Raw genomic sequence first — 23,842 nt, forward strand, 5'->3', positions numbered from 1 at the left:
TTGAAAAGATGAAGCAAGGGCGGTTTGTTAGATGAGTTTGACGTCAGATCAGATGGAATTGCGCGAAGACGACATTCGCAAGCATTATCCGGCAGCGACCGCTTTGCTGAACGGGTTCGAACACGCGCCGCGGATCGCCAAAGCCGTGGAATCTACCGTTGAACGCTCACCAGGTGTTTCGACTGGTCGGCGGTTTCGCTCGACGACACCGGGGTTGGTGACACGCCGGACCGTGCGCGCAGACGGGGTGCATCTGGTTGAGAGGATCGAAGCCTCGGACGATGGTGACGCCTTGGTTTCGCCGCCGCAGGCAACTGCACAACAGGCGATCCGCCGCGCCATCGCAATCGCTTTGGCCGTGGCCGACACTTATGCGGAACAGACCCCGCTTGCGGATCTGAAACGCGCAAACCTTGCCGGGGATCTGCCCGCCGCGCGGAAGACCGAGTTTTCGGAGGTTCTGACAGCCGAAGCGCTGATCACGATGCACACGTTCGGCAATGCGCTGGCCTATCTGTTGTCCTCGCATCTGGGTGAGACCACGGTTGATATTGGTGAGATCGAAGAGGTCCTGACAGACAACGGCCAACTTGCCCTGCACGGCGCGTTGTGGGAACTGGACCAGACGCTGGCCAAATACGCCTCGGACGATGCCCACCTGATCGCCGCCACCAGTGCCTATGCCGAGCAACTGATGGAGAAGTCAGCCCTGCGCGCAGGGTCCGCAGGTTACCTGGCCCCGTTCCAGAACGCAGCCTGGCATATCGAGGCCGACGATCTGACGATCCGGGGGTTCGAGCCGGCCTCCAAGGCCAAATCCACCACCTTGACCATGACGTTCAAGAAGCCGAACGAAGTGGTCGGCAACCATATCGCCAAATATCAGGCGATGAAGCTGGCCAAGATGGTGATGGCCTATGATTTCGACCGCCGCCTGAACCCGTTTGCGGAACTTGGCGGGTTCATCTTTACCTTCATGGGTGACGGAAAGCCGGGCACCGGTAAGACCACGCTGATCCAGATGATGGCCGGGCTGATCAACGAGTATTGCCAGAACGCAGGCTATCCGTTCCGCTATCAGAACCTGAGCACCGACAATATCGACAGCTATCAGGGCAAATCCGGCCAGAACGCCAAGGCGTTTATCAACACGATCATCGACCCCTCGGTCATCGGCTTTGGCACCATCGACGATATCGACCAGCTGGCGGGTAAGCGCGGTGACCGGCAGTCGTCAGCCGGGCAGTTGGAGATCACCGCCGTACTGATGGAGAGCTTTGCCGGTGCCAACACCGTCGTGCGCGGCAACTGCACCTTTGGTATGTTCTCGAACTACCCTGAGAATGTGGACGACGCCCTGCGCCAGCGGGCGGGCGCGCGGTTCCTGGTCGATGGGCCGCAGACGCGCGAGGATTACATCGACATCCTGCACCTGTTGATGGGCCGCAACCACGACATTCCGCTGGGCGAACACGAGGCCTATGCCGCGCAGGAAATCAAAAAGGCCGTCGCCGCCAGTTTCGAAAGCCATTCCCGCCCGCATGAGGACGCTTTGCTGCAGGTCTATGACCGGGTGTCTGGCAAGATCGGCGAAATGGACACGATCGCCAAGCTGGGCACATACCTCAAGGCGATCCAGCAGGCGGATGAGCGGTTCACCGGCCGCGCGATCAAGAACATCACCGACGCGGTCAAGGTCCGCGCGATGGATTTCGAACTGCCCGACGAATGGATGGAGAACCCCGACCTGTTCCTGTTCCGCGACTACGACACCAAGAAGGCCATGATCGAGGATCTGCGCCAGCCGATCACGGTCGAGATGGTTATGCAGGAAATCAACCGCTACGCCGACAGCGAGTTCCGCTATGCCGACAAGAGCGATGAGGTCGCAATCGAAAACGCCGTCCGCGAGATGGGCCGGATGGAAGAGGCCAAGCGGCGGTATCTGGAGGGGAAGGTGTGACCGGCGGTCTGGAAGTTTTTATGTTCGTCGTTTCCAGCATGGTGGTGTCCTGCCTTGTTGGCTGGTGGACAGGAAAAACAGGTTCAGAAAAACTAAATCGACTTAGGCTTCGCGCAGTATTGATTACTGTGGCTTTGTTTTTCACAATCATCCCTTTTGTCCCAGTAGTGGTATCAATCGTTTTGACGGGAGGTGTAGAGAGCTTAGACTACTTTCTAAGCATGTGGGCAGTTTCCATATTCATTGTTCTTGTTTCTATTATGTCCGGAATTGTTGGAGTGTGGGCAATACTGGTCTTGAGTCTCTTGTTTTGTCTGGCAACGCTTTCGATCAGCCGTCGACGTTCCGGCAATAGTGACATGTTTTCGAAACATAATTTGGTCCGAATGGCTCAACAGGAAGAATTTCTCTGGAACATCGAAGAAACGATTACCCAACAGAAAGAGCGCCAATGATCCGCCTTATCGAAAAAGGCCTGATGTTCGGCAACCTCGTCCACATCTCCAGCCCGGCCTTAGTCGAGCGGTATAACCGCGCGCTGCAGCATCTGGCGGGCAAGACCACGGCGCTGAGGGATTTCCATGTCGATATCTCGGGCTATTCGCCGGAAGTGGGGATTGAGCTGGACGACCCGCTCTACCTCAACCCCAATGGGGTCAACCGACAGTTCATCCTGCTGACGACCGAGCAGAAACGCGCGCCTTTGCTGAACGTCAAGTTCTCGACCTCGCGCGATATCCTGCGCGAGTTCATCGAGATGAACGAGGCGCAGCTGTTTGCCCTGACCGCCACCGATGCCGTGGCCGGAGAGTTGGTGAACTCGGTCTTCAAACTCAGCAGTCCCCACGATCTGTTCAATCTGCGCAAGATCGAGATTGAGGCCGACACCGCAGGCGGCACCTTGCGTAAGGCGCAGCAGCTGGCGGGCATGGTCGAACAGTTCAAAACCGCCGAGGACGCCTGGTTCGACGATGTGCTGATCGCCAGGATGATCGAGACCGCCAAGGAGACCGGCGACGTTACGCGCAACCCCGTCCATCTGCGCCACACGGATTTTGAGCAACGCAACTTCTGGACGGCGCATTTCGGCGGGCTGTACCTGTTCCCGGACCTGGATCACCCGGCGGCGATCTGTATGGGTGACAAGCCTGACGATTTGCCGATCAAATACGTTTTTGACCCGTCGCAGCGGAACCAGGTTGCAAAGTTTCTGGATTACAATGATCTGGTCGAACCCATCGTCAAGGCGCGCGGTGTAGACGCCGCCGCAATCCTGCAGCAGAAGATGGATTTCCTGACTGTCGATGCGGCGGCGGATGCGGATGTCGACCTGACCGGGCTGGACCGAAGCGATATGCGGCGGTTGGCGCGCAATCACTCGGATGGCTTGCCCGAAGCCTATCACGGCCTTGCGCAACTGTTGCGCTGGGCAAGCGACGGGGGGCCGTGGCCGCGTATCACGTCGGATCATCCGGCTTATTTCTACACTTTGCGCGCCGCTGACACGCCGAACCGTGATCTGGTGAACATGCTGCTGGCCGAACTGGCCCCGCTGGACCCGCGCCAGATGTTCATTTGCCACAAAGAGCTGTTCTATAGCACCTATTCCAGATGGCCCGAGAGCAAGAAAGCCTATGTTGCCGACTTCCTCGCGCGCGAGTATCAGGTGGACAAGCAAGGGGCCCGTGCCGCGCTGTTCGGCCATGAGCCGGATATGAGCGGCGAAGACCGGGTCAGCGATGACATAATCGCGCGGGTCGGTCCGTGGGGTTCGGTAAGGAAAGGCTGAAATGTTCGGGTTATTGCGCCTTTTGCTGATCTTGTTGGTGATCCAGACGATCGCCTATGCCGCGCTGTCTTTCTACTCGCGCGGGATACGCCGTCGCAAACTGGAAAGCTGGTGGGATGAGAAGGGCAAGACGGGCAACAAGGACGCTTTTGTCGAACGCGGATTGCATGTGTATGACAATTCGTTCCGGCGCAAACTGATCCTGGGTGTCTATATTGTGCCATGGGTGGCGATTGGCGCGCTGATCTACATCGTGAATTACATGTGAGGGTTTAGGCATGGCCTATGTGAAATGGGCGTTCATCATCATCTTCTGGGGAACGATCGCGGCGGTCCTGCAATACTCGCTGCCGCAACATGATGTTGTGCGTATCGTAAACACCTACGAAGAGCGGCAGGATCTGAACGACTGGACACGGATTTTCTGGTCCGAACCCGAAGACCAATCCACCAGCCTGTCCAACCGGGATGTGCAATTCATTCAGGCCGTGCGCGAAAATGGCAAGCCGATCGTGTACCGAAACGAAGACACCGGGTGGGGGTGGCCACCCTACTTCAAGTTCGACACGGCGAACCTTTACACCGAAGCCAATGATGCGAAATCGACCAAGGAAAACCCGAAATGGGTGGTCGTGACCCATTACGGATGGCGAAACGAGTTCATGTCGATCTTTCCCAACGCCATTTTCATCAAACATGTGGAAGGGCCGGATGTGCAGGTCATTCCCTGGTTCAACATCATTTTCCTGACAATTTTCGCCGCGCTGGTCTGGGCGGTTTGGGTGCGCTGGCGCAGGTTCCGAAAGGCCCGAATTGATCCGATGATCGAGAATGTGGAAGACGGCTTTTATGCGGCCGGTGACGCGATTGAAGAACGCCGAAACAGATTTCAGCGCTGGCTGGACAGCTGGAAATCGAAATAGGCCTTAACGTCACGGGCGTGTTTGTGGCACGCCCGTAGGACCAAAGATATCGGCTACCTGACAACAAATTCTGCGTGCAAGGCGCCCGCCGCTTTGATGGTTTTCAAGATATCGATCATATCCTGGGGCGATACCCCCAGCGCATTCAGGCCTGCGACAACCTCGGACAGGGTCGTAGCTTCGGGGATTTCGGCAAGGCCGGTTCCTTCTTCCTCTTCGATCCCTGCAATAGTGCGCGGAACGACCACTGTTTCGCCCCTGGCAAACGGATTGGGTTGCACGGCAATCGGTGCTTCCTGAACTGTCAGGGTCAGATTACCCTGAGAGACAGCCACACGCGATATCCGGACTTCCTGCCCCATTACGATGGTGCCAGAGCGCTGATCGACCACCACACGCGCCTTTGCTTCCGGCTCGACCAGAATATTCTCGATACGCCCAATGGCATGGGCCGTCGACACTGCCTGAGTTGCAGCAATGTTGAGTTCAACCGTGCCTGAATCGCGCATGATTGCCACAGCTCTGTTGAACTCGGTGTTTATGGCGAATTCGATACGCGCGGCCGTGGTGAAATCGGGTTCTCTCAACGCAAGGCGCATTTGGGTTAAAGTTGACAAGTCGAACTCAATTTCACGCTCAACACGCGCGCCGGACGGGATCACACCCGAGGTTGGTACCCCACGCACGATCGACGCAGCCTCTCCTTCAGCGGAAACGCCACCTGCAAGGATTGTGCCTTGTGCAACCGCATAGATTTGCCCGTCTGCTGCGTTTAGCGGGGTCATAACCAGTGTCCCACCCAACAGACTGTTTGAATCGCCTATCGCCGAAACCGTTACATCAATTTGGCCGCCGACTCTGGCGAAAGGCGGCAGACTGGCTGTCACCAAAACCGCTGCCACATTCTTGGGCCGGAAATCCTCGCCCGTTACGTTGACACCCAAACGCTCCAGGATGTTGGACATGATCTCTTCGGTGAAAGGAGAGTTGCGCAATCCGTCACCGGTTCCGTTCAAACCGACAACCAGGCCATAACCCACAAGATCATTGCCTCTGACACCATCGAAATCCACGAGGTCCTTGAGGCGGATCGCCCCCGCCCAGGCTATACCGGGAACAAGGATCAGGAGAAGTATCAGCGCCCTCATCTCAGGAAATTCACCAGCGAAAGGTTCGCATTGCGAACGGTTACCGAATAGAGACTTTCCAACTGAAACTGCACCGTTTGCAATTTCGCCGCTGTTTCATAAGGATCGGCCGCGATCAGTTCGTTCCGGCTGAATTCCAGACTGGTTCGGGCCATCGAATTTCGCGTGGCGGCCTGTTCGATGCGGGCCTCGGCGCTGCCGACCTGGGCCCGCAGGTTTACCGTGGCATCCTGTGCGTTGGCCAGATCGACGCCCAGCTGGGTGAACAGGGCGGTGCGCTGGTCGGAAGAAAGAGCCAACGTATTGTCGGTGGCTAATGCCGCTATTGCAACATCCCTTAGGGCCGCCTTGAATGCCGGGTCGGTTGCCGTGAGTGGCAGCGTAACGCTTTCATTTTCCGAGATCTGCATAGGAGAGAGTGTGGTGCTCGCGCCCTGATAAATCATGGCGTCAAACCCGGCAGGGCTGTTGAACCATGTGTCGGCAGCCAAGCGTATGTCGGCGACGGTCACAGCCCCCGTCAGTTGTGTCTTCAACGCAGCCAACAGCGTGTCAGTCGAGGGCAGTGGCGAGACATCCGTGGCTGTACCCGAAAACAGACTGCGCCCACCAACTCGCGTGTTGAGCGCCGATACCATCGTGTCGAGCTCATTCCTGGCATGATCTGACGCCTGCGCATGATTTACCGGCTGATTGGCCGTTCCGTAGGTCAACAGAGACGCGGTCATTTCGCCAACCGAATCTCCAAATGTCTTCAGGCTCAACTGCATGGCATCCGTGAACAGGGCCGCTTCGGCTGTGGCGATGCCAAAGGCGTCGAGCCTGGCAAGCGAGCGATCCAGATCCAGGATCTGAGAGTAATTTCCGCCAAGCCGACCAGATATATCCTGCACTTTGCCGGTGGACATCTCGTAAGAGAGGGTTTCAATCTGTGTTTTGATTTCAGTGGCGCGGGTGCGAAGGGTCATACCGCGCGCCAGATCGCCGATAGCAGTCAAGTTCATGCTAATAACCTCAGAAGCGTTTCCATAAGCTCATCGACGACCGAGATGACACGCGCGTTTGCTGCGTATGTCTGCTCGATCTGCATGAGGCGCTGTAATTCCTGATCCGTATCGACGCCTTGTTCGGCCTCAATCTGTGACATTTGTTGTTGGCTGTTGCTGGCAAAAACCTTCCGCTGCTCTGCAGCGTGAGATTGCGCCCCGGCTTTCGACATAAGCGCCTCGGTCAACTCGGCGGCGCGCATGTTTCCAGTGCCAAACAGCCCGCCAGGTACGGTGCGCGCATCATTCAGAATGGAACCGAAAGCACGCAGTTGCGACGCTTGTCCGGGATCGCCCGGCGTTGCGGCACCCAGCCCGGCGCGGAGCTTCCAGCTGTTCCCGCCGTTGTCGGGGTCCGCAACCGAATTCATCGAAATGCGCGATGACAGCCCGACAAAGGTTGTCGGGTCGAACCGATTTCCGTTGTCTGTGAACAGACCGGGATCTGTCGCAAGTGCCGTGGGATCCAAGCCCGGCGTTTCAAATCGTTCGATAAGATCGCGGGCAACGGTATCAAGCTGCAGCTGCGCCTCAACCGCCAATTCATCGCGAATTGAAAACTGGGCCATCAACGCGCCGCCACGGATTTGCGCAGTGTCCCCGCTGGTGCGTACCGGGTTGCCGTTCATAGCCAATCCGGACAGGAGACCATTTGCAACCGTCATGTGGGGTTTCGTCTCACCGGTCGTGGAAAAGGTGAACTCGGACGCCTTACCTTCAAGAAGTATCAACCCGCCGTCTGAATAGAGCGATACCTGATCGTTGGCACGTGGCACAACGTTGACCGGGATCAAAGTATTGACCTGATCGATCAGGACTTGCCGTTGATCCAGCAAGGCCCCGATATCGCCGCCGGAATTTTGAATGGCCGGAATCTTTGCGTTCAGAACTTCGATGTCTTTCAGAACCAGGTTCAGGCTTTCGATCTGATCGCCTATCTTGCGGTCCGCGTCCGAGCGTGCCTGTCGCACACCCTCAGAAGCCGCGTTAAGCTCTGCCGTAAGGTCGCGCGCCGCGCGCGCCACTTGATCAAGTCTTTCGATCGAGTCGGGTAGACTGGCTGCGGTAATGAAGCTGTTTTCCAAGGCAGACATACGGCTGGCAAGGGATGGCGTGCTGTCTGCTGTTCCTACAAGGTTTTCGAACCGTGAGCGGAAATCCGAAATGGAGGATTGAAAGGCAAGCTCGGCGTCTGACGACCGTCTGTTGGCCGTCAGAACCGGGTCCTGATGCCGGATTACCCCAACCGCACGCACGCCATTGCCAGATATGGGACTTGTCGCCAGTTCAAGGGACCTGCGCGCATAGCCCGGTGTCAGGGCATTCGCGATATTCCCCGAGACCACAGCCGCCCCGCGACTGGCCGCTGTCAGCCCACCCAATGCGTTATTGAGTGCCGTCGACATATTCATGAGGCCGCTCCTTTCCTTTGGTCAGCGCCTGGATCAGCGCTTCAAGTTGGTCGTTTCCTGAAGCATCTCGTCCACCGTCTGGATCACCGTGGCACTGGATGAATAGGCGCGTTGTGTCTGGATCAGAGATGTCAGCTCGGTTGCCACATCCGTGGTGGATTCTTCGCGTGCGAAGGAAACGATATCACCGGTTGGGCCTTCGCCCGCGTTCCACAGAAAGAACGTGCCGCTTTCGCGGGAAGGCGCGTAGGTTTGACTGTCCAGCGCTGTCAGGCCGTTGGGATTGGGAACATCGGCCAGCGGGATCTGGAACATTCGGCGGCTGACACCGGTATCGTAGAATGCATAGACATAGCCACTTTCATCGACCTGAACGCTGGTCATCGTACCAACGGCAGATCCATCGCGCGTGATTGAAACCGGAGCAAATGTATCGGATAGCTGAGTAATGCCATCGGAATCGCCGATCAGTCCGATATTGACCTCCATCGGGCCGCCAGCGACATTGACCATGACACTGCCGGTTACTGGATCGTAAGCGCCACCGGATACAGGAGTGACGCTGGCCAGCGTACCACCAGCCGTTCGATTATCGGTAAAGGTCAAAGTGTACTCCCCGATAATCGCGCCACCGGATGCTGAATCGCGCAGAACCATGGTCCATTCATTGCTGCTGCCAGTTGCGGGAACGGTCGGGATCAGCTGAATATCAATACTTTCGGATTTCCCGAGATTGTCGAAATACTCGACCGATAAAGGCTGTGTGTCGCCCGGCGCACCCGCATCTGTTGCCGTTGCGGGAAGGTTCATACGCAGGTTCATCTTTGTTGTCGGGGCACCGGACAACTGGTTGACGCTCAACTGAATTGGTTCAAGCGCGGCGGGCGTGTCGCGTGGAACGGGCGGGATGGACCCGTCTGCCGCAGCACGCCATCCCAAAAGAACAAGGCCGGATTCGGTCACCAGATATCCTTCGTCGTTAGTCCGGAAGGAACCTGTGGTCGTCAGCAACATCTCGTTCGAATTTGCGCCGACCTGCGAGCTGGATCGTACCGGCAACATGCCGCGTCCGCGCACTGCAAGATCGGTAGAGTTGCTGGTGGTCACCAGTGATCCGCGCTGATCAATCATGCGCTGGCTGGTCGTGCGCACGCCCCCTGCCGAGTAACTGCCACCCTGGCCAGACGTGACCATCGAATGAAAGTCAGTTTCCACTCGTTTGTATCCGTAGGTCGAAGAGTTTGCGATGTTGTCGGAAATCGTTGCCAACCTGTTGGCGTTGGCCTTCAACGCCGCCACACCGGCATTCAGCGAAGAGGAAATTGTCATTGGCGCGCCCTTCTGTTGCGTCAAGCTTCGATGCAACAGGTAACGCGCTGCCCCTTAACAGCGCGCTAACAGGTAAAATGCGTTCTATCCTTTAGGGTCGCCGCAGAAATATCACTTCGATTCTGTTGTTCCGAACCGCCATCGGATTGTCGGTGAAGAGTTTTCGGTCAGCATGACCTGTGACGCGATCCATCCGGCTTGCCGCTACGCCTTTGTCCTGTAACAGCTGGCGGACTGATTGCGCCCGGGCAGTGGACAGATCCCAGGTGGTATTGCGAACCTGCACAACAGGAGATGCGCTGACATGGCCTTTGACAGCAATCGGGTTGGTCACGAGATCCGAAGAACGCGCTATGATCAAAGCAAGCGCCCGCAAGATCCCGGTTGGTTTCCCGGAACCGGGGTCGAACAGTGGCTGGGTGTCCGTATCGAATAGCTCAACAACGAATCCTTCGTCGGTGACGCGTGTCACGATATGCCTGAGAAGCTTATCCGACACCTCGCTTTCACCGGTTCGCCCCAAAAGCTGAGCTTCAAGCGTCGAGAAGTCTTCGGTGTCACCTTTGCCACCACCGATGGCATCCAAACCGGTTGACCCGCGTGCCTGACGGGATTCAGTTGCGTGTTTGGTGCTGGCCCCGGCACCATTCCGCAGCAATGTCTTTTCCGACAACATACTGTCGCCGCCAAAAGCACCGTCTCCGCCGCCGGATTCGGGGCTCAGAGGGATTGTCGGGGCGAAGTAATCCGCCAACCCTTTGCGTTGCTGTTCAGTTGTCGCGTTCAGCAGCCACATCAACATGAAGAAGGCCATCATGGCCGTGACAAAGTCGGCATATGCAACTTTCCACGCACCGCCGTGGTGACCATCACCACCCGACACACGCTTCTTCTTGATGATGATTGGCGCCGCATTGGTCTGCGCACCCATCTCCACCACCTATATTATCACCCGACTTTTTGCCTAGCAGCGCAGGTCTTAAGGTGGCCTTAATACTTAAAACTGTTTGGAATTCTGCCTAGCGTGGCAAGCTGATCGATGCACGACGCAGTATCAATGACAAGCGGTTAAAGCTGTTTTCGATTCCCTCAGCTTCCGGTTTGGCAAAAAAGGCGTCCAATTCCTCGTGAACGCGAACGGCCTGATCCAGCAGCAGATCAGACCCTTCGGCGTATAGCCCGGCCTTGATCATCACTTCGGACTGCTCGTAACTGCCCACGAGTTTTCGGGTTTCTGTGATCATCTGGTTCTCGGCCTCGGATGCGGCTCCCGGCAGGCTCCGCGACACAGATCTGCTGACGTCAATGGCCGGGAAACGCCCCCGTTCGGCGATGTCGCGGCTGAGTACAATGTGCCCGTCCAAAACGCCGCGCAGAATGTCAGCGATGGGTTCATCCATGTCCGAACCGGCCACCAAAACGCTGAATACCGCAGTAATATCCCCCTGTTCCTGCGTTCCGGGACCTGCGCGTTCGCAAAGACTGGCAATCAGGGGGGTGACAGAGGGTGGATATCCCCGCAAAGACGGGGATTCCCCCATAGAAACAGCGATTTCACGATGCGCCTCAGCGAAGCGGGTCACGGAATCAGCCAGAAAAAGAATGTTCAGACCCAGATCCCGCAGATACTCGGCCGTCGACATGGCCGACCAGGCACACCGCCTGCGCGCCAATGCCGACTGGTCAGAGGTGGCGGCCACCACGATTGTGCGCTTCATGGCTTCGGGGCCAATGGCCTGCGCGACAAATTCATTCACCTCGCGTCCGCGCTCGCCAATCAGAGCGACTACGACGACATCGGACTGCATAGACCGGGCCAGAGTGGAAAGCAGGGTCGATTTACCGACACCCGACCCGGCAAACAACCCCACCCGCTGCCCGCGTACGACGGGCAACACAGTGTTGAGAACCGACAAGCCGGTGACCATCCTCTGCCCCAAAGGTTTGCGTGTCACGGCTGGTGGAGGGGCCTGCATGATATCGCGCGTCTGCGATCCGCTCAGCAGCGGTTTTCCATCCAAGGGCCTGCCAAAGGGGTCGATTACCCGTCCAAGCCAGTGCAATCCCGGTGCAAAATCTGGTGATGGGTCAAGGTAGACGCGATCCCCCAGGCTGACCCCATCGGGGGCCGCATTGGGGAGCATTTTAATATGGCCAGAACCGACATGAAGCACCTCGCCCACAAGATCGGACCCGACGCGCCGCCGCAATGTCAGCAAATCCCCGACCCGGGCATGCGTGTTCAAACCACCGATTTCGATCAGACCCTGCGCGACGCCGGTGACCAGCCCCACGTGACGGACTGCGGTCATCCTGTCGAGTTCGTGTTTCAGAAGTACCGGGTCGAGATCAGACATCGTGGAGGCTCCAACTGAGTTCTGAAAACGGTTTCTAAAGGAATCGGGGTTAAGCCTTGATTGAAATTGATCGAGGGAGAAGCCCCGATGTTCTATGACCTGAACGTCTTTAAGACAGCGTACGCAATGGCAACCCATGCCGGGCAACGGCAGGCGGTCATTGCACGCAACATGGCGAATGCCGATACGCCGGGCTATCAGCCGCGCGATATCGAGGCCTTTCAGAAAGCTTTCGAAACCACCGGGCATGACGTGACCATGGACGCCACGCGGCCGGGCCATCTGCATGGCAGTATCGGTGCGCAAAACTGGGCTGAGGTTGAAGCTGTCCCATCAGGTGATCCCAATGGCAATGGTGTGTCGCTTGAGGAAGAGATGCTTAAATCGGTCGAGGTCAAACGACAGCACGACCGAGCGCTGGCGATCTACAAATCCTCAATGGACATTCTGCGCACCAGTTTGGGTCGCGGATAAGGGGCGGCAGGTATGAGCGATTTTTCCCATTCCCTTGCTGCGTCAGCCAGTGCTTTGCGCGCGCAATCCGCGCGGTTGCGGCATGTGTCCGAAAACATCTCGAACGCGGACACGCCCGGCTATCGACGCAAAACCGTACCGTTTGAAACCGTGCAGAAAAACGGTGGGGACATGGTGCAGGCTGGCCGTGTGACGCTTGACCAGCGTTCGCTGGCCCGCATCTACGACCCCGGTCATCCCTTGGCAGATGAAAGTGGCCACTTCCAGGGCTCCAACGTCGATTTGATGATTGAAATCGCGGACGCCCGGGAAGCCCAGCGCAGTTATGAGGCCAACCTGAAGATGTTTGATCAGACGCGGCAGATGTCGTCGTCGCTGATGGAATTGCTCAGAAAATAAGGACAGCCAGAATGGATATCCGATCACTGAACGCCGCGCAGAATTATGCTGGCGCACGCTCTGCCACACAGGCCGATCCCGATCATGGCGGGGTGGCACAAGGATTGAGGGCGACCTTTCAGGACTTTGCAGCCACGCTCAGACACAGCGAACAAATGTCTCAGTCTGCGATGGTCGGTCAGGCTGATCCCCATGCACTGGTTCAGGCGCTGGCCCAGACCGAACTGGCGGTAGAAACCGCAGTGATCGTCCGCAACAAAGTGGTCGAAGCCTATCAGGAAATCCTAAGAATGCCGGTCTGACCCGATGCTCAGCGAGGGGCTTTTTTATGACATCGTTCGTCAGGCGTTATGGGTTGCGGTCATCACATCCGTCCCGATCCTTGCCGTGGCTCTGGTTTCTGGCCTGGTTGTCGGTCTGTTCCAGGCGCTGACCTCGATTCAAGAGATGACCCTGACTTTCGTTCCCAAGTTGATCGCCATTGTCGTCGTGTTCTGGATTTCGATGGGGTTCATGACTCAGACCCTTGTTACGTTTTTTACCGGAACGCTTGTTCCTTTGATTGCAGGAGGCCGCTGATGGACACGGCTTACGTCACCTTGTCACGTCAGTCCGGGCTGATGAGTGAAATGCGGCTGGTGGCGAATAACATCGCAAATGCCAACACGACCGGATATCGCCAGCAGGGGCTGGTGTTTTCGGAATACATTCGGGACATGCCGAACAATCCGTCCCTCTCCATGAGCCGGGCCGAGGCGCGCAACACGTCACTGCAACAAGGCGTGCTTACGGAAACCGGAGGGCAGTTTGATTTCGCCCTCGAAGGGGAGGGGTTTTTCATGGTTGAAACCCCGGATGGCAACCGGTTGACGCGTGCGGGCGGCTTCTCGCCAAACGCCGAAGGCGATCTGGTTGCGATGGATGGCGCACGCGTTCTGGATGCCAACGGTGCCCCGGTCTTTATCCCGCCCGATGCAGCTTCGATTGATGTTGGCAGTGATGGAACGTTGAGTGTCAACGGCCAGTTTCTGGGCCAGTTGGGCGTATTCAATGTCGCTGATCCGCAGGAGCTAATACGCGAAGGAAATACGCGGTTTCGTGCCAACGGTGCGATAGATCCAGTTGATGAACCCGTTGTTTGGCAACGCTTTCTCGAAGGTTCAAACGTCAACGCCATTCAGCAGGTGACCCGCTTGGTGGAAATCCAGCGCGCCTATGAGCTGGGGCAAAGCTTTCTTGACAGCGAAGACGAACGCGTGCGCGGGGCGCTCAAGGCGCTGATGCGCTGAACGGTAAAAGGAGAGTTTGACATGCGAGCCCTGAAAATTGCCGCCACCGGAATGACCGCGCAACAGATGCGGGTCGAGACGATTTCGAACAACCTGGCAAACATGAACACCACTGGCTACAACGCCCGCCGGGCCGAATTTGCCGATCTGCATTATCAACAGATGGCGCGCGCCGGAACTGTAAACGCCTCGGACGGAACAGTATTGCCGACAGGTATTCAACTTGGTCTGGGCGTGCGGCCCGCAGCTGTTACCGTGCAACTGGAACAAGGTGCTTTGTCAGCCACCGGCAGTGATCTTGACGTGGCGATCGAGGGGCGCGGATATCTGGAAGTTACGCTGCCCAGCGGTCAGTCCGCGTATACGCGTGACGGCAGCCTCAAGCGGTCGGCAGAGGGTCTCATTGTCACCTCCGACGGTTATGCGGTTTCGCCGGAACTCACCGTTCCCGACGACGCACGGTCAATTTCGATCAATGCCGCGGGTGAGGTCTATGCTTATTTCGACGACTCTCCCGAGGGGCAGTTGCTGGGTGAGTTTGTCCTTGCCAGCTTTTCGAACGCCAAGGGGCTGGAAGCCATTGGCAGCAATCTGTTCAAGGAGACCGAGGCGTCGGGTGCCCCGGTGCTGGGAACTCCGGGAAGTGATGGGCTGGGCACATTGCGGCAGGGTTATCTGGAAGACAGCTCGGTCGACGCAGTGCGCGAGGTAACCGAACTTATCGAGGCGCAGCGCGGCTATGAGATGAATGCCAAAGTCATCTCGGCTGTGGATCAAATGATGAGCGCGACAACGCAGGTGCGATGATGCGAGGGATCGGCATATGTTTGGCACTACTGGCTCCAATCACAGCACAGGCTGACATTGTGGTTCCAACCCGCACGATCCGGGCCAAAGAAATCATTTCTGCAACTGACTTGAAAACAAGCCCGACGGATGTCCTAGGTGCGGTGACTGACCCTGATTTTCTGATCGGGCAAGAGGCGCGGGTGGCACTGTATCCCGGCAGGCCGGTCCGAGAAGTTGATGTAGGCCCCCCCGCCATCGTTGACCGCAACGATCTGGTCGTCCTGATATTCGACCGCCAAGCCTTGTCGATAACCGCGGAAGGCCGCGCCTTGGGGCGTGGCGCTGCTGGGGATCGCATCCGGGTCATGAACCTGTCGTCCAGAACAACTGTAACCGGCCAAATCCGCGCGGATGGCCAAGTCGAGGTTAAGTAATGACCGGACTGTCGAAAACTCTCCTTCTCATAGCTTTGTCTTTGGCCGCGTGTGGTCGTCTGGATCATCTTGGCAAGCCCCCGAGTTTTACACCAAACGAAGAATCTCCCGAGCAGGTTGCCATGCTGTGGCCGGGTCTGCCTTTGCACACGCAACCACAACGCACCGTTGACCGCTCATCTCTTTGGAGCGGAGGGCAGCAATCCTTGCTGGGCGATCAGCGGGCGATCAAGAAAGGTGACATTCTGACTGTAGTCATCGAGTTGGATGAAAAAGCTGAGATATCAAACAACACCAGACGGTCCAGATCAGGCTCGGAAAACCTTGAGGTTCCTGGCCTCTTTGGTTTGCCCCAGCGCGTGCAAAAACACTTACCTGACGGGGCATCGCTGGATGAAGCCGTGTCCATCGAAGCGGATTCCACAAGTTCCGGGCGGGGATCTGTGAGGCGAAACGAGAAACTCACCCTGCGTGTCGCCGCGACGGTTTTGGATGTTCTGCCGAACGGGGTTCTTTCGATTTCCGGCTCGCAGGAGTTGCGGGTCAATTTTGAACTGCGCGAGCTTTTGGTGGCCGGGTATGTCCGCCCTCAGGATATCTCGCGTCAAAACGAAGTTACCTACGACAAGATCGCCTCTGCGCGGGTGTCTTATGGTGGAAGAGGTCAGATTACGGATGTCCAGCAACCCCGATACGGCCAGCAAGTTCTTGATTCACTCTTGCCATTCTGAGGTGCGACCGTGATTGCAAAACTGGTTCCAGTCGTTCTCCTGATTGTCGGCCTGGGTGCGGGTGTCGGTGCCGGGCTGTTTCTGTCACCTTCGGGCAAGCCCGACAAAACAGCCGCCGAAAAAGAAGTGGCAAAAGAAGAGAAGGCCGGTCACGAGAAGTCTGAAAAGTCCAAGGAAAAAAAGCCAGCCTATGGGTATCTAAAGTTGACCAAGCATTTTGTCGTTCCGGTGGTTGGGGATGACGAAATCGAAGCGATGGTCACTTTGTCCCTCAGCCTTGAGGCGAACACAGCAATTGAAGAAACTTTTTATTCCATTGAGCCCAAGTTGCGGGATGGCTTTCTTCAGGTTCTGTTTGATCACGCAAATACCGGGGGATTTGATGGGACGTTCACAGAATCCCGGAATCTGGATGTCTTGCGTAAGTCCTTGTTGGAAGTGGCGAAAAAAGAGCTGGGTGAAGATGTTTCAAAAGTGCTGATCATGAGCGTGAACCGTCAAGATACCTGACGAAGGTCGCTTCACGGCACGGATCCGGTCAGCATTAACGGGTTTGCTTTCGAGCAACGGCCTGCCGATGGCTTTTTAGCTGCTGCTCCCGCAGGGTTGCGACGGCTTGTTTGCGGCCAAATGCAATTCTGAGCGCCTCCAGACCGGCCAGTTTCTGAGCGCGCGTTTGGGCAAGTCGCATGTTCAACGCGCGGCGCGTGGCAGATTCCCAGCCATTCCAAAGAATGTCGGCCCCGGATATCTGATATCCTTCTGTCCAACCGCTGGCTTTGCGCACCTGGTCAAGCTGATGATCCAGTTTCGCCAATTGGTTCTGAATTCTGGCCTCGGCCTCGAGGATTGGGCGGAGTGTCTGAAATTGCTTCTGGAAAGCGACGTCGGCTATTTTGTCCAGCCCGCTTAACTGAGTGTCCTTCATCGGATCTGCTCCTTTGCACGTTTCCGCATCGCTTCGGCGAACCTGATTGCAGCGGCAACGGGGCGGAAATGTTCTTCGGCGATCTCCTGCCCGATGTCGACAGTTGCGTGAAGCGCGCGCGCCGTCGGGGGATCCGAGCGGATCGGAACGCCAGCCTGAGCCGCAGCGGAACGGATGGAAGCGGCTACTGCATCCACACCTTTGGCGACACAAACAGGTGCGCTGCCAGTAGCCCTGGACCACTTCAGTGCAACGGCAAAATGGGTGGGGTTTACGATAACAACATCCGCGCCCGGAACATCTGCCATCATCTGGCTCGAGGCGATCTCCTGTGCACGTTGACGGCGGTGTTGCTTTACATAGGGGTCGCCTTCGGCGTCCTTTGTTTCATCCTGGATCTCTTTGCGCGACATGCGGTTCTTGCGCATGTGCTCGGCGTATTGCCACAGAAAGTCGATAACGCCGATGCCGAGTGCGATGGCAACCACAATGAACAGGAAGCGAAACAACAGGTTCATCATCAGCAGTATGGATGACTTTGCCGGGGCCGCGCTGGCAGACAGAATTTCGGCCAGATTCGACTTGATGAAAAGTGCGAGGCACAGGCTGTAAATCGCCAGTTTGGTTGCGCTCTTGGCGAACTCGAACAAGCCACCGCGCCCGAACTTGTTTTTGGCATTCGAAACAAGGGAAATCCGCGAAAGCTTTGGATTCAGTTTGCTGGGGGCGAACACCAGCGTGCGTTGGGCAATCAGGTTTAGCAGAACGGCCACCGCGGGCAGGCAGAAAAGCACGGCAATGGGTGTCACCGCGCCACTCAGAATTCCGGCAACCGTCGCTGTCGCAGGTCCCATTTTCAGAAGGTTCGCGATCTGGTCGGATTGGTCGATCAGGACCATGAACAGAGTTCCCAATTGCGCGACGGCGTACTGCCCTGCCGCCAACAATGCGATCAGCAGTCCGGTATATGCCGCAACAACCGACAAGTCGTTGGACTTGGGAACTTCACCCTTTTCACGGGCTTTCTGGAGCTTTTGCGGCGTCGGCTCGTATGACTTGTCGTTGTCGTCATCGGCACCGCTCATCGCTGGCCTCCGATCGGGTTCATGAAGAAGGCAATCAGCGCGTCAGACCAAACAGAGAGGATCAATGGTGCGCCCGTAAACAGCAGAAACAGCCCGGCAAATGTTATTGCTGGCGCGCCCACGAAGGCGACCATCAATTGCGGCATGGCCCGGTTGATAACCCCAAGTGCAAGATTGTAGATCAACGAGGCGATGACGAATGGCGTTGCCAGCGAGAAGGCCAACCCAAAGCTGCGTGAGATTTGTCGCACACCCCAATAGGACAAATCTGCCGAGCTTGGCACCAACCCCATGGGGAATAGGGCATAACTCTGGATCAGGAATTGCGCGGCCCGTACGTGCAAGCCCATGATGACGGCAAGCGTTAGCCCCGCGATCGTTAGCAGGTATCCCATTGCCGGAACAGGATCAGTGGCCGCCGCACCCAGCAATTGCGACAATGACGTGGATTGCGCGGCAATGGATCCGGCGGTTTGCAGCGCCAAAACAAACAGCCGCAGCCCGGTTCCAAGCGCCAGCCCAATCAGGATTTCTGTCCCAACCAACCGCCCCAGCGTCCACAGGTTGAGAGACAGGTCCAATGGTTGGGTTGCCGGAAAAATGATCAGGGTAAAGGCGACGGATATCCCCAGTTTCATCCGTGTTGGAATGCTGCGCTCGCCGAAAGCAGGCAGCAGCGAAACCAAAGCAGAGACGCGCAGAAAAACCGCAAAGGCCTGCCAGAGCGGTTCGGCCAGCTGCGTCAACAATTCTGGCGGCAGAGCGATCACGCGGGAACAGTTCCTACCAGCGCGGGTTTGGCTTCCAACCCGATTTCCTCAAAAGAAAGGACCGGGTTTGGAACGCCGCGCGCATGCATGATCGTACGCAACAACCGGCGTCGCCGGGTCGAGGTCACGACAGCAGGAAACAAACCGTTATCAGCAGATCTGGCGATACTGCTGACCATGCCGTCGGCCAGCTTGTTAAACAGGTTCGGTGGTAGCGCGACATCCAGTCCGGCGCTGGGCGCGTCGACCTGATAGGTGGTGAACGTTTCCTCCCACTCGGGGGCCAGTTGGATCAGCGGGATCGAGCCATCCTCACGCTTCATATCGGCGACCAGTTGAAATCCGAGACGCTGGCGCACCAATTCGCAGATGCCTTCAGGCTGGGTGGTTGTCAGCCGTGCTTCGGCAACGCTTTCAAGGATCAGGGCCATGTTCCGGATCGAAACCCGTTCCTCCAGAAGCAGTCGCAGAACGGCGTGCAATGTGTCCATTGGCACTTTGTCGGGGATCAATTCATCCAGCAACTTGCGGTTTGCCTCAGCCCGAACTGGGTCGCTCAGGCGGGTCATTTCGGTCAGCAGGCGGCGCAGGGATTTCAACGTCAGCAAGCGCGAGAAGTTCTGCTTGATAATCTCTAGCAGATGCGTGGCCAGGATCTCGGGCGGTGAGACGATAGTGGCCCCGTTCAGCGCTGCGTCCTCCTGATGTTTGGGCAGGATCCAGCGGGCAGGCGCGCCGTAAACCGGCTCGGTCACGTCATTGCCTTCGGGCAACAGATCGAACCCGTCCTGAACCAGAGCCAGAACCAGATCGGGGTTCAGAACGCCGCGCGCCTGTTCGACCCCCTGAACCTTGATCACGTAGGTTCCGGTTGGCAGGTCGGCTCGATCAGTCAGGCGAATTTCGGGCAGGATCAATCCGAAGGTAGACGCCACGTAGTTGCGCATATTGGCAATGCGGGCATCCAACCCAGTTCCGGGATTCAAAACCAAGCTTACCAGATCGGGTGCGAATTCAAGGTGCACGTCATCCAGGTCCAGAATATCACCAATAGCCTGCGAGACCGACACCTCGGTTTCGGTCGCCTGCGAATGCAATGACGGATCTGTTTCTTTCTGCTTTTTCCGAATTCTGTAGGCCGCATAACCAAGTACAGCTGCACCGAGGATGAACGGCAGGAAAGGCAGGCCGGGCACCAGCGCAAACAGGACCATAAGAACCGCCACGGTAGACAGCGCAGCCGGATGACGCCCAAGTTGGGAGAAAATGGCATTGTCGGTGGCACCCTGTGTTCCGCCGCGCGCCAGCAGCAATGCAGAGGCAATCGAGATGATAACCGCGGGGATCTGCGAGACCAGACCATCACCGACGGTCAGGATTGCATAAGTCTCGAACGCCGAAGCCACCGGCATTCCGTGCACGATCACCCCCATGACCAAACCCATAACAAGGTTCAAAAGAGTGATCAGAAGGCCAGCAACGGCATCACCTTTGACAAATTTCGACGCACCGTCGAGCGAGCCGAAGAATGTCGTTTCCTGCTGTTCGCGTTCCCGCCGTTCCTTGGCTTGCTGATGGTCGATGGCCCCGGCTGACATGTCGCTGTCGATGGCAAGCTGCTTGCCCGGCATCCCGTCCAAGGCAAAGCGCGCGCCGACCTCGGCCATACGGGCGGCCCCTTTGGTGATGACCATGAAATTCACGATCAGCAGTACGCCGAAAACCACAAGACCCAGAAAGATGCTGCCGCCCATGACGAAATTGGCGAACCCTTCAATCACGTCACCAGCTGCGTTGGGTCCAGTATGCCCCTGACCGATGATCAGTTTGGTCGACGAGACGTTCAGCGACAGGCGCAGCATCAGCGATGCCAGCAGGATCGTTGGGAAGGACGAGAAATCCAGCGGACGTTCGATGAACAGCGTCAGAGTGAAAATCAGGATGGCCAGCGCGAAAGAGGCGGCTAGCCCCACATCCAGCACCCAGGCAGGCATGGGCAGGATCATCATGACGATGACGGTCATCAGCGCCAGTGCCAACAGGACAGTGGGCGAAAACAGGGACCGGATGTCAATCTGGGGCACGCAGGTTTCCTAATTGAAAGGGATGAAAGCAGTTGCTGTGCTATTGGTCGGGACCAGAGAGCCCAAGGCAGTGGTGGCGGGTGAAGCCACTAGCACCGGAATCAAGGGCGTTCCGGCCCTTGTGAACGGATCGCGTGACTTGCCAGAAAACCCGTGCGAGGGCGGGTTGTCCAATTGAGCCATCACTGTCTGGAACCGACCACGATAAGCCTCGGCCAGAGCATTCGTGCGGGAATGATACGCCCCGGCCGCAGCAGGCCACGAACCAAGTTCGAAATAAAGGTCTTTCAGGAAGCGGGCGGCGTAGGTTGCGTTCGCATCCGGCTCAAACATCGCATCGATCGAGCGGAAGGCCTTACCATGCCAGCGATAATTGACCTGGAAACACCCGACGTCAAAGCTGCGAGAGCCCGCTTTGAAAATTTTGAAAACATAGGCCTTGGCCTCGGCCTCGGACTTGAACCAATACCCCTGACCTTCGGCATTTATTGTCCAGGGCCAGGGCTGCAACAGCCCGTCGACTGTTCGCCCGGTTTCAACGCGAGTTATGGCGCGCAGCACGTCCAGCGGAACATCTTCGGACAGTGCCGCACGGCGCGCGGCCTGATCACAAAGCCCGCCTGTCGGTGCTGCGTGCATGGCAGAACCCACCTGCGCCAACAGCACATGCAGTATCATGAAAGCAATTGGTATTCTGCGAATTGGCATTCTGCCGGTCCGGGATTCTGGTGTTCCCGGCCAAGCTAGCCGCCGATCGGTTTACAGAGAGTTATCGCAGCCTCAGTTTCGGTCGATCCTGCGCCCGAAAACAACGCTTGTATTGGTGCGCAGGACGCCGGGGATCTTCGCCAGATCGTCCACCAGAATGTCCAGATCCTCCAGCCTCGGGGCATCTGCGGTCAGCATCAGATCGAATTCACCATTGATCGACAGGCATAGTTTGACCTCGGGATAAGCCTCGAGCCGTTTAAGGATCCGGTTGGTTTCCTTCTGCTGCACTTCCAGCATGACGATGACCTGCACTTTGGGCGTGTCTTCCGTGGACCCAAGGCGCACGGTGTATCCGGTGATTACGCCGCGATGTTCCAGACGATTGATCCGTTCATGCACAGTCGTGCGGGCCACACCCAGCGAGGCCGCGATCTGCGTGGTCGAGGCACGTGCATTGGCTTGCAGGGCGGCGATGATACGGCGGTCAAGCTGGTCCATTGGGGCTCCGGTTTGCGGTAAGTCCGGGTTTAGATCAGATGGACATCCTTTCTCAAGGCTCACGCGGTATGCGTGGGTGCAGGTCGTCGATTATGATCGGGTGCGCGTGCGGGCCCGCCCCGGCCAGATGCGGATGATCGGCTGGCAGATCGGGGTGAGTGTGAACAACCGGTTCCTGATCGTCACGCGGCCAAAGGCTGACTGCCACAATCACGCCTGCCACGGACAGAATAGACATACTGCCGAGCGCAACAGTCGGCCCATAAACGGTCATTATCCACCCAGCCAGCGGATACAGCACCAGCCAGCAGCCGTGTGACAGAGTAAACTGTGCAGCAAAGACAGCGGGGCGGTCTTCGGGATGGGCGGAACGGGTCAACAAACGACCCGAAGGCGTAAGGGTTGTAGAATATCCAAAGCCAGTAAAAGCCCAAAAAACGGCAAGGACACCCAGCGTAAGCGGGATCGTCGCGGTCAGAACCGAGGCGACGGCCATAGCGCCCGACGCAAGAATGGCTCCGGACAGCATAACCTTGCGATCCTCAATCCGATTCAGCAGTCGGGGCAGAGTAAACGCCGCCAGCATCGACCCGCCGCCAAATCCGGCCAGTGCAATGGCCACGGCGCTTTCTGACAGGCCAAGGGTGGCCCGCACGATGACCACTGTGTTGACGATTACCATCGAACTCAGCGCTGCGGCGCTCCAATTAAGCGCAAGCAGCCCCCTCAGCCGGGGCGTTTTCAGATAGATGCGAATTCCGCGTGTCGTGCGGTCATAGATTCCGCGTGGTTTGCTGGGCTTGGGCGAGGGCAGGACGACCGAGACCACCAGCAATGCCGAAGCAACAAATCCCAGCGCTGTGCCCCAGAACAGGCTGTTGAAGCTGACCAGCAACAGAAGAGCCGCGGCAAACATCGGGCTCAGCAGGCTTTCCATGTCGTAGGCAAGACGTGACAGTGACAAAGCGCGGGTATATTCGTTTTCGTCCGGCAACACGTCCGGGATCGTTGCCTGAAAGGCGGGCGTAAAGCCCGCCGAGGCGGATTGTAGCACGAAGATCAGCACATAGATTTGCCAGACCTCGGTCACGAAAGGCAGGCATACAGCGACTGCGGCGCGGATCAGGTCCAGAAGAACCAGCATTTTCCGACGGTCCAGCCGCTCGGCAAATGCAGCGGCCAGGGGGGCCACGGTGACATAGGCCACCATCTTGATCGTTAGCGCGGTGCCCAGCACAAGGCCAGCAGCGTCTCCGGCCAGATCAAAGGCCAGCAGCCCAAGCGCGACTGTGGCCAGCCCGGTTCCGGTCAGGGCGACGATCTGGGCAGCAAACAGGTGGCGGTAGGTCCGGTTTTTTAGAATGCTCAGCATGGTTCAGAGGTATTTCGTAATGGCTTTGAAATCCTCGATCCCGCCGCTATCGCCATCGGAAGACAGGCAATGGTCGATGTGATCATGGATCAAGGCGCGCTTGGCGTTGGTGACCGCTTTTTCAACGGCAAACAGCTGTTGGGCGATGTCAGAACAGGGCGCCTGACCTTCAAGCATGGCAATGACCTTTGCCAGATGCCCGTGGGCCCGTTTCAGCCTTGCCGTGATATGCGGATGCGACTCGCGGGGTACATTTGTCATGATGTATCCCTATCCCCCCCATGAGGATATTGTCAATCTTGTTGCGGGGA

At 57.4% G+C, this 23,842-nt stretch carries 28 protein-coding genes; 14 read left to right on the plus strand and 14 right to left on the minus strand.

Features of this window, described 5'->3' with window-relative positions:
- Nucleotides 1-31: 31 nt before the first annotated feature.
- Genes ACR0EK_RS11765 through ACR0EK_RS11785 form a run of 5 tightly spaced genes read left to right on the plus strand, consistent with a single transcriptional unit; the run spans nucleotide 32 to nucleotide 4,675 of the window.
- A complete protein-coding gene (locus ACR0EK_RS11765; protein WP_480900046.1) occupies nucleotides 32-1,963 on the plus strand; it encodes an AAA family ATPase in 1,932 nt (643 codons plus the stop codon).
- Complete coding sequence (locus ACR0EK_RS11770; protein ID WP_480488156.1) at nucleotides 1,960-2,418, plus strand: hypothetical protein; 459 nt, start codon at nucleotides 1,960-1,962, stop codon at nucleotides 2,416-2,418. Before ACR0EK_RS11765 ends, ACR0EK_RS11770 begins: the two co-directional genes overlap by 4 nt.
- Nucleotides 2,415-3,752 carry a DUF6638 family protein gene (locus ACR0EK_RS11775; RefSeq protein WP_480900045.1) on the plus strand — a complete coding sequence of 446 codons (1,338 nt, stop codon included), beginning with the start codon at nucleotides 2,415-2,417 and terminating at the stop codon, nucleotides 3,750-3,752. The genes ACR0EK_RS11770 and ACR0EK_RS11775 overlap by 4 nt, the downstream gene beginning before the upstream one ends.
- A 1-nt stretch (nucleotide 3,753) precedes the next feature.
- Nucleotides 3,754-4,020 carry a hypothetical protein gene (locus ACR0EK_RS11780; RefSeq protein WP_480488153.1) on the plus strand — a complete coding sequence of 89 codons (267 nt, stop codon included), beginning with the start codon at nucleotides 3,754-3,756 and terminating at the stop codon, nucleotides 4,018-4,020.
- A 10-nt stretch (nucleotides 4,021-4,030) separates the two neighbouring features.
- A complete protein-coding gene (locus tag ACR0EK_RS11785; RefSeq protein WP_480488151.1) occupies nucleotides 4,031-4,675 on the plus strand; it encodes a DUF1523 family protein in 645 nt (214 codons plus the stop codon).
- Nucleotides 4,676-4,728: 53 nt separating this feature from the next.
- Here the strand turns inward: ACR0EK_RS11785 and ACR0EK_RS11790 are convergent, their stop codons facing one another.
- The 6 genes from ACR0EK_RS11790 to ACR0EK_RS11815 all read right to left on the minus strand — a co-directional run bounded on the left by ACR0EK_RS11790 (nucleotide 4,729) and on the right by ACR0EK_RS11815 (nucleotide 11,967).
- Nucleotides 4,729-5,823 (minus strand): flagellar basal body P-ring protein FlgI, encoded by a 1,095-nt coding sequence (locus tag ACR0EK_RS11790; protein ID WP_480488149.1) that lies wholly within the window; start codon nucleotides 5,821-5,823, stop codon nucleotides 4,729-4,731.
- Nucleotides 5,820-6,827 carry a flagellin gene (locus ACR0EK_RS11795; RefSeq protein WP_480773971.1) on the minus strand — a complete coding sequence of 336 codons (1,008 nt, stop codon included), beginning with the start codon at nucleotides 6,825-6,827 and terminating at the stop codon, nucleotides 5,820-5,822. The genes ACR0EK_RS11790 and ACR0EK_RS11795 overlap by 4 nt, the downstream gene beginning before the upstream one ends.
- Nucleotides 6,824-8,281 (minus strand): flagellar hook-associated protein FlgK, encoded by a 1,458-nt coding sequence (flgK, locus tag ACR0EK_RS11800; RefSeq protein WP_480967825.1) that lies wholly within the window; start codon nucleotides 8,279-8,281, stop codon nucleotides 6,824-6,826. Before flgK ends, ACR0EK_RS11795 begins: the two co-directional genes overlap by 4 nt.
- A 33-nt stretch (nucleotides 8,282-8,314) precedes the next feature.
- Entirely contained in the window at nucleotides 8,315-9,610 is a 1,296-nt protein-coding gene (locus ACR0EK_RS11805) for a flagellar hook protein FlgE (RefSeq protein ID WP_267366907.1), read from the minus strand.
- 91 nt (nucleotides 9,611-9,701) lie between these two features.
- On the minus strand, nucleotides 9,702-10,541 hold the full coding sequence (locus tag ACR0EK_RS11810; RefSeq protein WP_480967826.1) for a flagellar motor protein MotB: 840 nt from the start codon (nucleotides 10,539-10,541) through the stop codon (nucleotides 9,702-9,704).
- Nucleotides 10,542-10,629: 88 nt separating this feature from the next.
- Nucleotides 10,630-11,967 carry a FliI/YscN family ATPase gene (locus ACR0EK_RS11815; RefSeq protein WP_480507180.1) on the minus strand — a complete coding sequence of 446 codons (1,338 nt, stop codon included), beginning with the start codon at nucleotides 11,965-11,967 and terminating at the stop codon, nucleotides 10,630-10,632.
- An 87-nt stretch (nucleotides 11,968-12,054) separates the two neighbouring features.
- On the opposite strand from ACR0EK_RS11815, the gene ACR0EK_RS11820 reads away from it, so the two are divergent.
- The 9 genes from ACR0EK_RS11820 to ACR0EK_RS11860 are packed head-to-tail and all read left to right on the plus strand — an operon-like array spanning nucleotide 12,055 to nucleotide 16,593.
- The gene (locus tag ACR0EK_RS11820) at nucleotides 12,055-12,441 is read left to right on the plus strand and encodes a FlgB family protein (RefSeq protein WP_480488145.1); all 387 of its coding nucleotides are present in this window, start codon (nucleotides 12,055-12,057) and stop codon (nucleotides 12,439-12,441) included.
- Nucleotides 12,442-12,453: 12 nt separating this feature from the next.
- A complete protein-coding gene (flgC, locus tag ACR0EK_RS11825) occupies nucleotides 12,454-12,840 on the plus strand; it encodes a flagellar basal body rod protein FlgC (RefSeq protein ID WP_480967827.1) in 387 nt (128 codons plus the stop codon).
- Nucleotides 12,841-12,851: 11 nt separating this feature from the next.
- Nucleotides 12,852-13,142: a flagellar hook-basal body complex protein FliE gene (fliE, locus tag ACR0EK_RS11830; RefSeq protein ID WP_480967828.1), complete on the plus strand. Its 291-nt coding sequence runs from the start codon at nucleotides 12,852-12,854 to the stop codon at nucleotides 13,140-13,142.
- Nucleotides 13,143-13,146: 4 nt separating this feature from the next.
- The gene (locus ACR0EK_RS11835; RefSeq protein WP_480967829.1) at nucleotides 13,147-13,419 is read left to right on the plus strand and encodes a flagellar biosynthetic protein FliQ; all 273 of its coding nucleotides are present in this window, start codon (nucleotides 13,147-13,149) and stop codon (nucleotides 13,417-13,419) included.
- Nucleotides 13,419-14,129 carry a flagellar hook-basal body complex protein gene (locus ACR0EK_RS11840; protein WP_480967830.1) on the plus strand — a complete coding sequence of 237 codons (711 nt, stop codon included), beginning with the start codon at nucleotides 13,419-13,421 and terminating at the stop codon, nucleotides 14,127-14,129. The genes ACR0EK_RS11835 and ACR0EK_RS11840 overlap by 1 nt, the downstream gene beginning before the upstream one ends.
- Before the next feature lie 21 nt (nucleotides 14,130-14,150).
- Entirely contained in the window at nucleotides 14,151-14,936 is a 786-nt protein-coding gene (gene flgG / locus ACR0EK_RS11845) for a flagellar basal-body rod protein FlgG (protein ID WP_480483915.1), read from the plus strand.
- A complete protein-coding gene (gene flgA / locus ACR0EK_RS11850) occupies nucleotides 14,936-15,352 on the plus strand; it encodes a flagellar basal body P-ring formation chaperone FlgA (protein WP_480483964.1) in 417 nt (138 codons plus the stop codon). The genes flgG and flgA overlap by 1 nt, the downstream gene beginning before the upstream one ends.
- Complete coding sequence (flgH, locus tag ACR0EK_RS11855; protein WP_480483916.1) at nucleotides 15,352-16,083, plus strand: flagellar basal body L-ring protein FlgH; 732 nt, start codon at nucleotides 15,352-15,354, stop codon at nucleotides 16,081-16,083. The genes flgA and flgH overlap by 1 nt, the downstream gene beginning before the upstream one ends.
- Nucleotides 16,084-16,092: 9 nt before the next feature.
- Nucleotides 16,093-16,593, plus strand: a complete 501-nt coding sequence (locus ACR0EK_RS11860) for a flagellar basal body-associated protein FliL (protein ID WP_480483917.1) — start codon at nucleotides 16,093-16,095, stop codon at nucleotides 16,591-16,593.
- Between the two features lie 34 nt (nucleotides 16,594-16,627).
- On the opposite strand, the gene ACR0EK_RS11865 is transcribed toward ACR0EK_RS11860, so the two are convergent.
- The 8 genes from ACR0EK_RS11865 to ACR0EK_RS11900 all read right to left on the minus strand — a co-directional run bounded on the left by ACR0EK_RS11865 (nucleotide 16,628) and on the right by ACR0EK_RS11900 (nucleotide 23,792).
- On the minus strand, nucleotides 16,628-17,011 hold the full coding sequence (locus ACR0EK_RS11865; protein ID WP_480483918.1) for a hypothetical protein: 384 nt from the start codon (nucleotides 17,009-17,011) through the stop codon (nucleotides 16,628-16,630).
- A complete protein-coding gene (locus ACR0EK_RS11870) occupies nucleotides 17,008-18,096 on the minus strand; it encodes an EscU/YscU/HrcU family type III secretion system export apparatus switch protein (RefSeq protein WP_480900037.1) in 1,089 nt (362 codons plus the stop codon). Before ACR0EK_RS11870 ends, ACR0EK_RS11865 begins: the two co-directional genes overlap by 4 nt.
- On the minus strand, nucleotides 18,093-18,866 hold the full coding sequence (locus tag ACR0EK_RS11875) for a flagellar biosynthetic protein FliR (protein ID WP_267363081.1): 774 nt from the start codon (nucleotides 18,864-18,866) through the stop codon (nucleotides 18,093-18,095). Before ACR0EK_RS11875 ends, ACR0EK_RS11870 begins: the two co-directional genes overlap by 4 nt.
- Nucleotides 18,863-20,950 carry a flagellar biosynthesis protein FlhA gene (flhA, locus tag ACR0EK_RS11880; RefSeq protein WP_480773980.1) on the minus strand — a complete coding sequence of 696 codons (2,088 nt, stop codon included), beginning with the start codon at nucleotides 20,948-20,950 and terminating at the stop codon, nucleotides 18,863-18,865. The genes ACR0EK_RS11875 and flhA overlap by 4 nt, the downstream gene beginning before the upstream one ends.
- Before the next feature lie 9 nt (nucleotides 20,951-20,959).
- On the minus strand, nucleotides 20,960-21,658 hold the full coding sequence (locus ACR0EK_RS11885; RefSeq protein ID WP_480773981.1) for a transglycosylase SLT domain-containing protein: 699 nt from the start codon (nucleotides 21,656-21,658) through the stop codon (nucleotides 20,960-20,962).
- Between the two features lie 72 nt (nucleotides 21,659-21,730).
- Nucleotides 21,731-22,159, minus strand: coding sequence for an Lrp/AsnC family transcriptional regulator (locus ACR0EK_RS11890; RefSeq protein ID WP_267363085.1), 429 nt, complete (start codon nucleotides 22,157-22,159; stop codon nucleotides 21,731-21,733).
- 52 nt (nucleotides 22,160-22,211) lie between these two features.
- A complete protein-coding gene (locus ACR0EK_RS11895) occupies nucleotides 22,212-23,531 on the minus strand; it encodes an MFS transporter (protein ID WP_480773982.1) in 1,320 nt (439 codons plus the stop codon).
- A 3-nt stretch (nucleotides 23,532-23,534) separates the two neighbouring features.
- Nucleotides 23,535-23,792 carry a metal-sensing transcriptional repressor gene (locus ACR0EK_RS11900; RefSeq protein WP_480546232.1) on the minus strand — a complete coding sequence of 86 codons (258 nt, stop codon included), beginning with the start codon at nucleotides 23,790-23,792 and terminating at the stop codon, nucleotides 23,535-23,537.
- Between the last annotated feature and the right edge of the window lie 50 nt (nucleotides 23,793-23,842).

The sequence above is a fragment of the Ruegeria sp. AE4 genome (assembly GCF_056542185.1).

What these genes read in the sequence shown, in the direction of transcription:
- ACR0EK_RS11765 (WP_480900046.1), top strand. Translation starts at nt 32, where the DNA reads ATGAGTTTGACGTCAGATCAGATGGAATTGCGCGAAGACGACATTCGC.
- ACR0EK_RS11775 (WP_480900045.1), top strand. Translation starts at nt 2,415, where the DNA reads ATGATCCGCCTTATCGAAAAAGGCCTGATGTTCGGCAACCTCGTCCAC.
- ACR0EK_RS11780 (WP_480488153.1), top strand. Translation starts at nt 3,754, where the DNA reads ATGTTCGGGTTATTGCGCCTTTTGCTGATCTTGTTGGTGATCCAGACG.
- ACR0EK_RS11785 (WP_480488151.1), top strand. Translation starts at nt 4,031, where the DNA reads ATGGCCTATGTGAAATGGGCGTTCATCATCATCTTCTGGGGAACGATC.
- ACR0EK_RS11790 (WP_480488149.1), bottom strand. Translation starts at nt 5,823, where the DNA reads ATGAGGGCGCTGATACTTCTCCTGATCCTTGTTCCCGGTATAGCCTGG.
- ACR0EK_RS11795 (WP_480773971.1), bottom strand. Translation starts at nt 6,827, where the DNA reads ATGAACTTGACTGCTATCGGCGATCTGGCGCGCGGTATGACCCTTCGC.
- flgK (WP_480967825.1), bottom strand. Translation starts at nt 8,281, where the DNA reads ATGAATATGTCGACGGCACTCAATAACGCATTGGGTGGGCTGACAGCG.
- ACR0EK_RS11805 (WP_267366907.1), bottom strand. Translation starts at nt 9,610, where the DNA reads ATGACAATTTCCTCTTCGCTGAATGCCGGTGTGGCGGCGTTGAAGGCC.
- ACR0EK_RS11810 (WP_480967826.1), bottom strand. Translation starts at nt 10,541, where the DNA reads ATGGGTGCGCAGACCAATGCGGCGCCAATCATCATCAAGAAGAAGCGT.
- ACR0EK_RS11815 (WP_480507180.1), bottom strand. Translation starts at nt 11,967, where the DNA reads ATGTCTGATCTCGACCCGGTACTTCTGAAACACGAACTCGACAGGATG.
- ACR0EK_RS11820 (WP_480488145.1), top strand. Translation starts at nt 12,055, where the DNA reads ATGTTCTATGACCTGAACGTCTTTAAGACAGCGTACGCAATGGCAACC.
- flgC (WP_480967827.1), top strand. Translation starts at nt 12,454, where the DNA reads ATGAGCGATTTTTCCCATTCCCTTGCTGCGTCAGCCAGTGCTTTGCGC.
- fliE (WP_480967828.1), top strand. Translation starts at nt 12,852, where the DNA reads ATGGATATCCGATCACTGAACGCCGCGCAGAATTATGCTGGCGCACGC.
- ACR0EK_RS11835 (WP_480967829.1), top strand. Translation starts at nt 13,147, where the DNA reads ATGCTCAGCGAGGGGCTTTTTTATGACATCGTTCGTCAGGCGTTATGG.
- ACR0EK_RS11840 (WP_480967830.1), top strand. Translation starts at nt 13,419, where the DNA reads ATGGACACGGCTTACGTCACCTTGTCACGTCAGTCCGGGCTGATGAGT.
- flgG (WP_480483915.1), top strand. Translation starts at nt 14,151, where the DNA reads ATGCGAGCCCTGAAAATTGCCGCCACCGGAATGACCGCGCAACAGATG.
- flgA (WP_480483964.1), top strand. Translation starts at nt 14,936, where the DNA reads ATGCGAGGGATCGGCATATGTTTGGCACTACTGGCTCCAATCACAGCA.
- flgH (WP_480483916.1), top strand. Translation starts at nt 15,352, where the DNA reads ATGACCGGACTGTCGAAAACTCTCCTTCTCATAGCTTTGTCTTTGGCC.
- ACR0EK_RS11865 (WP_480483918.1), bottom strand. Translation starts at nt 17,011, where the DNA reads ATGAAGGACACTCAGTTAAGCGGGCTGGACAAAATAGCCGACGTCGCT.
- ACR0EK_RS11870 (WP_480900037.1), bottom strand. Translation starts at nt 18,096, where the DNA reads ATGAGCGGTGCCGATGACGACAACGACAAGTCATACGAGCCGACGCCG.
- ACR0EK_RS11885 (WP_480773981.1), bottom strand. Translation starts at nt 21,658, where the DNA reads ATGCCAATTCGCAGAATACCAATTGCTTTCATGATACTGCATGTGCTG.
- ACR0EK_RS11890 (WP_267363085.1), bottom strand. Translation starts at nt 22,159, where the DNA reads ATGGACCAGCTTGACCGCCGTATCATCGCCGCCCTGCAAGCCAATGCA.
- ACR0EK_RS11895 (WP_480773982.1), bottom strand. Translation starts at nt 23,531, where the DNA reads ATGCTGAGCATTCTAAAAAACCGGACCTACCGCCACCTGTTTGCTGCC.
- ACR0EK_RS11900 (WP_480546232.1), bottom strand. Translation starts at nt 23,792, where the DNA reads ATGACAAATGTACCCCGCGAGTCGCATCCGCATATCACGGCAAGGCTG.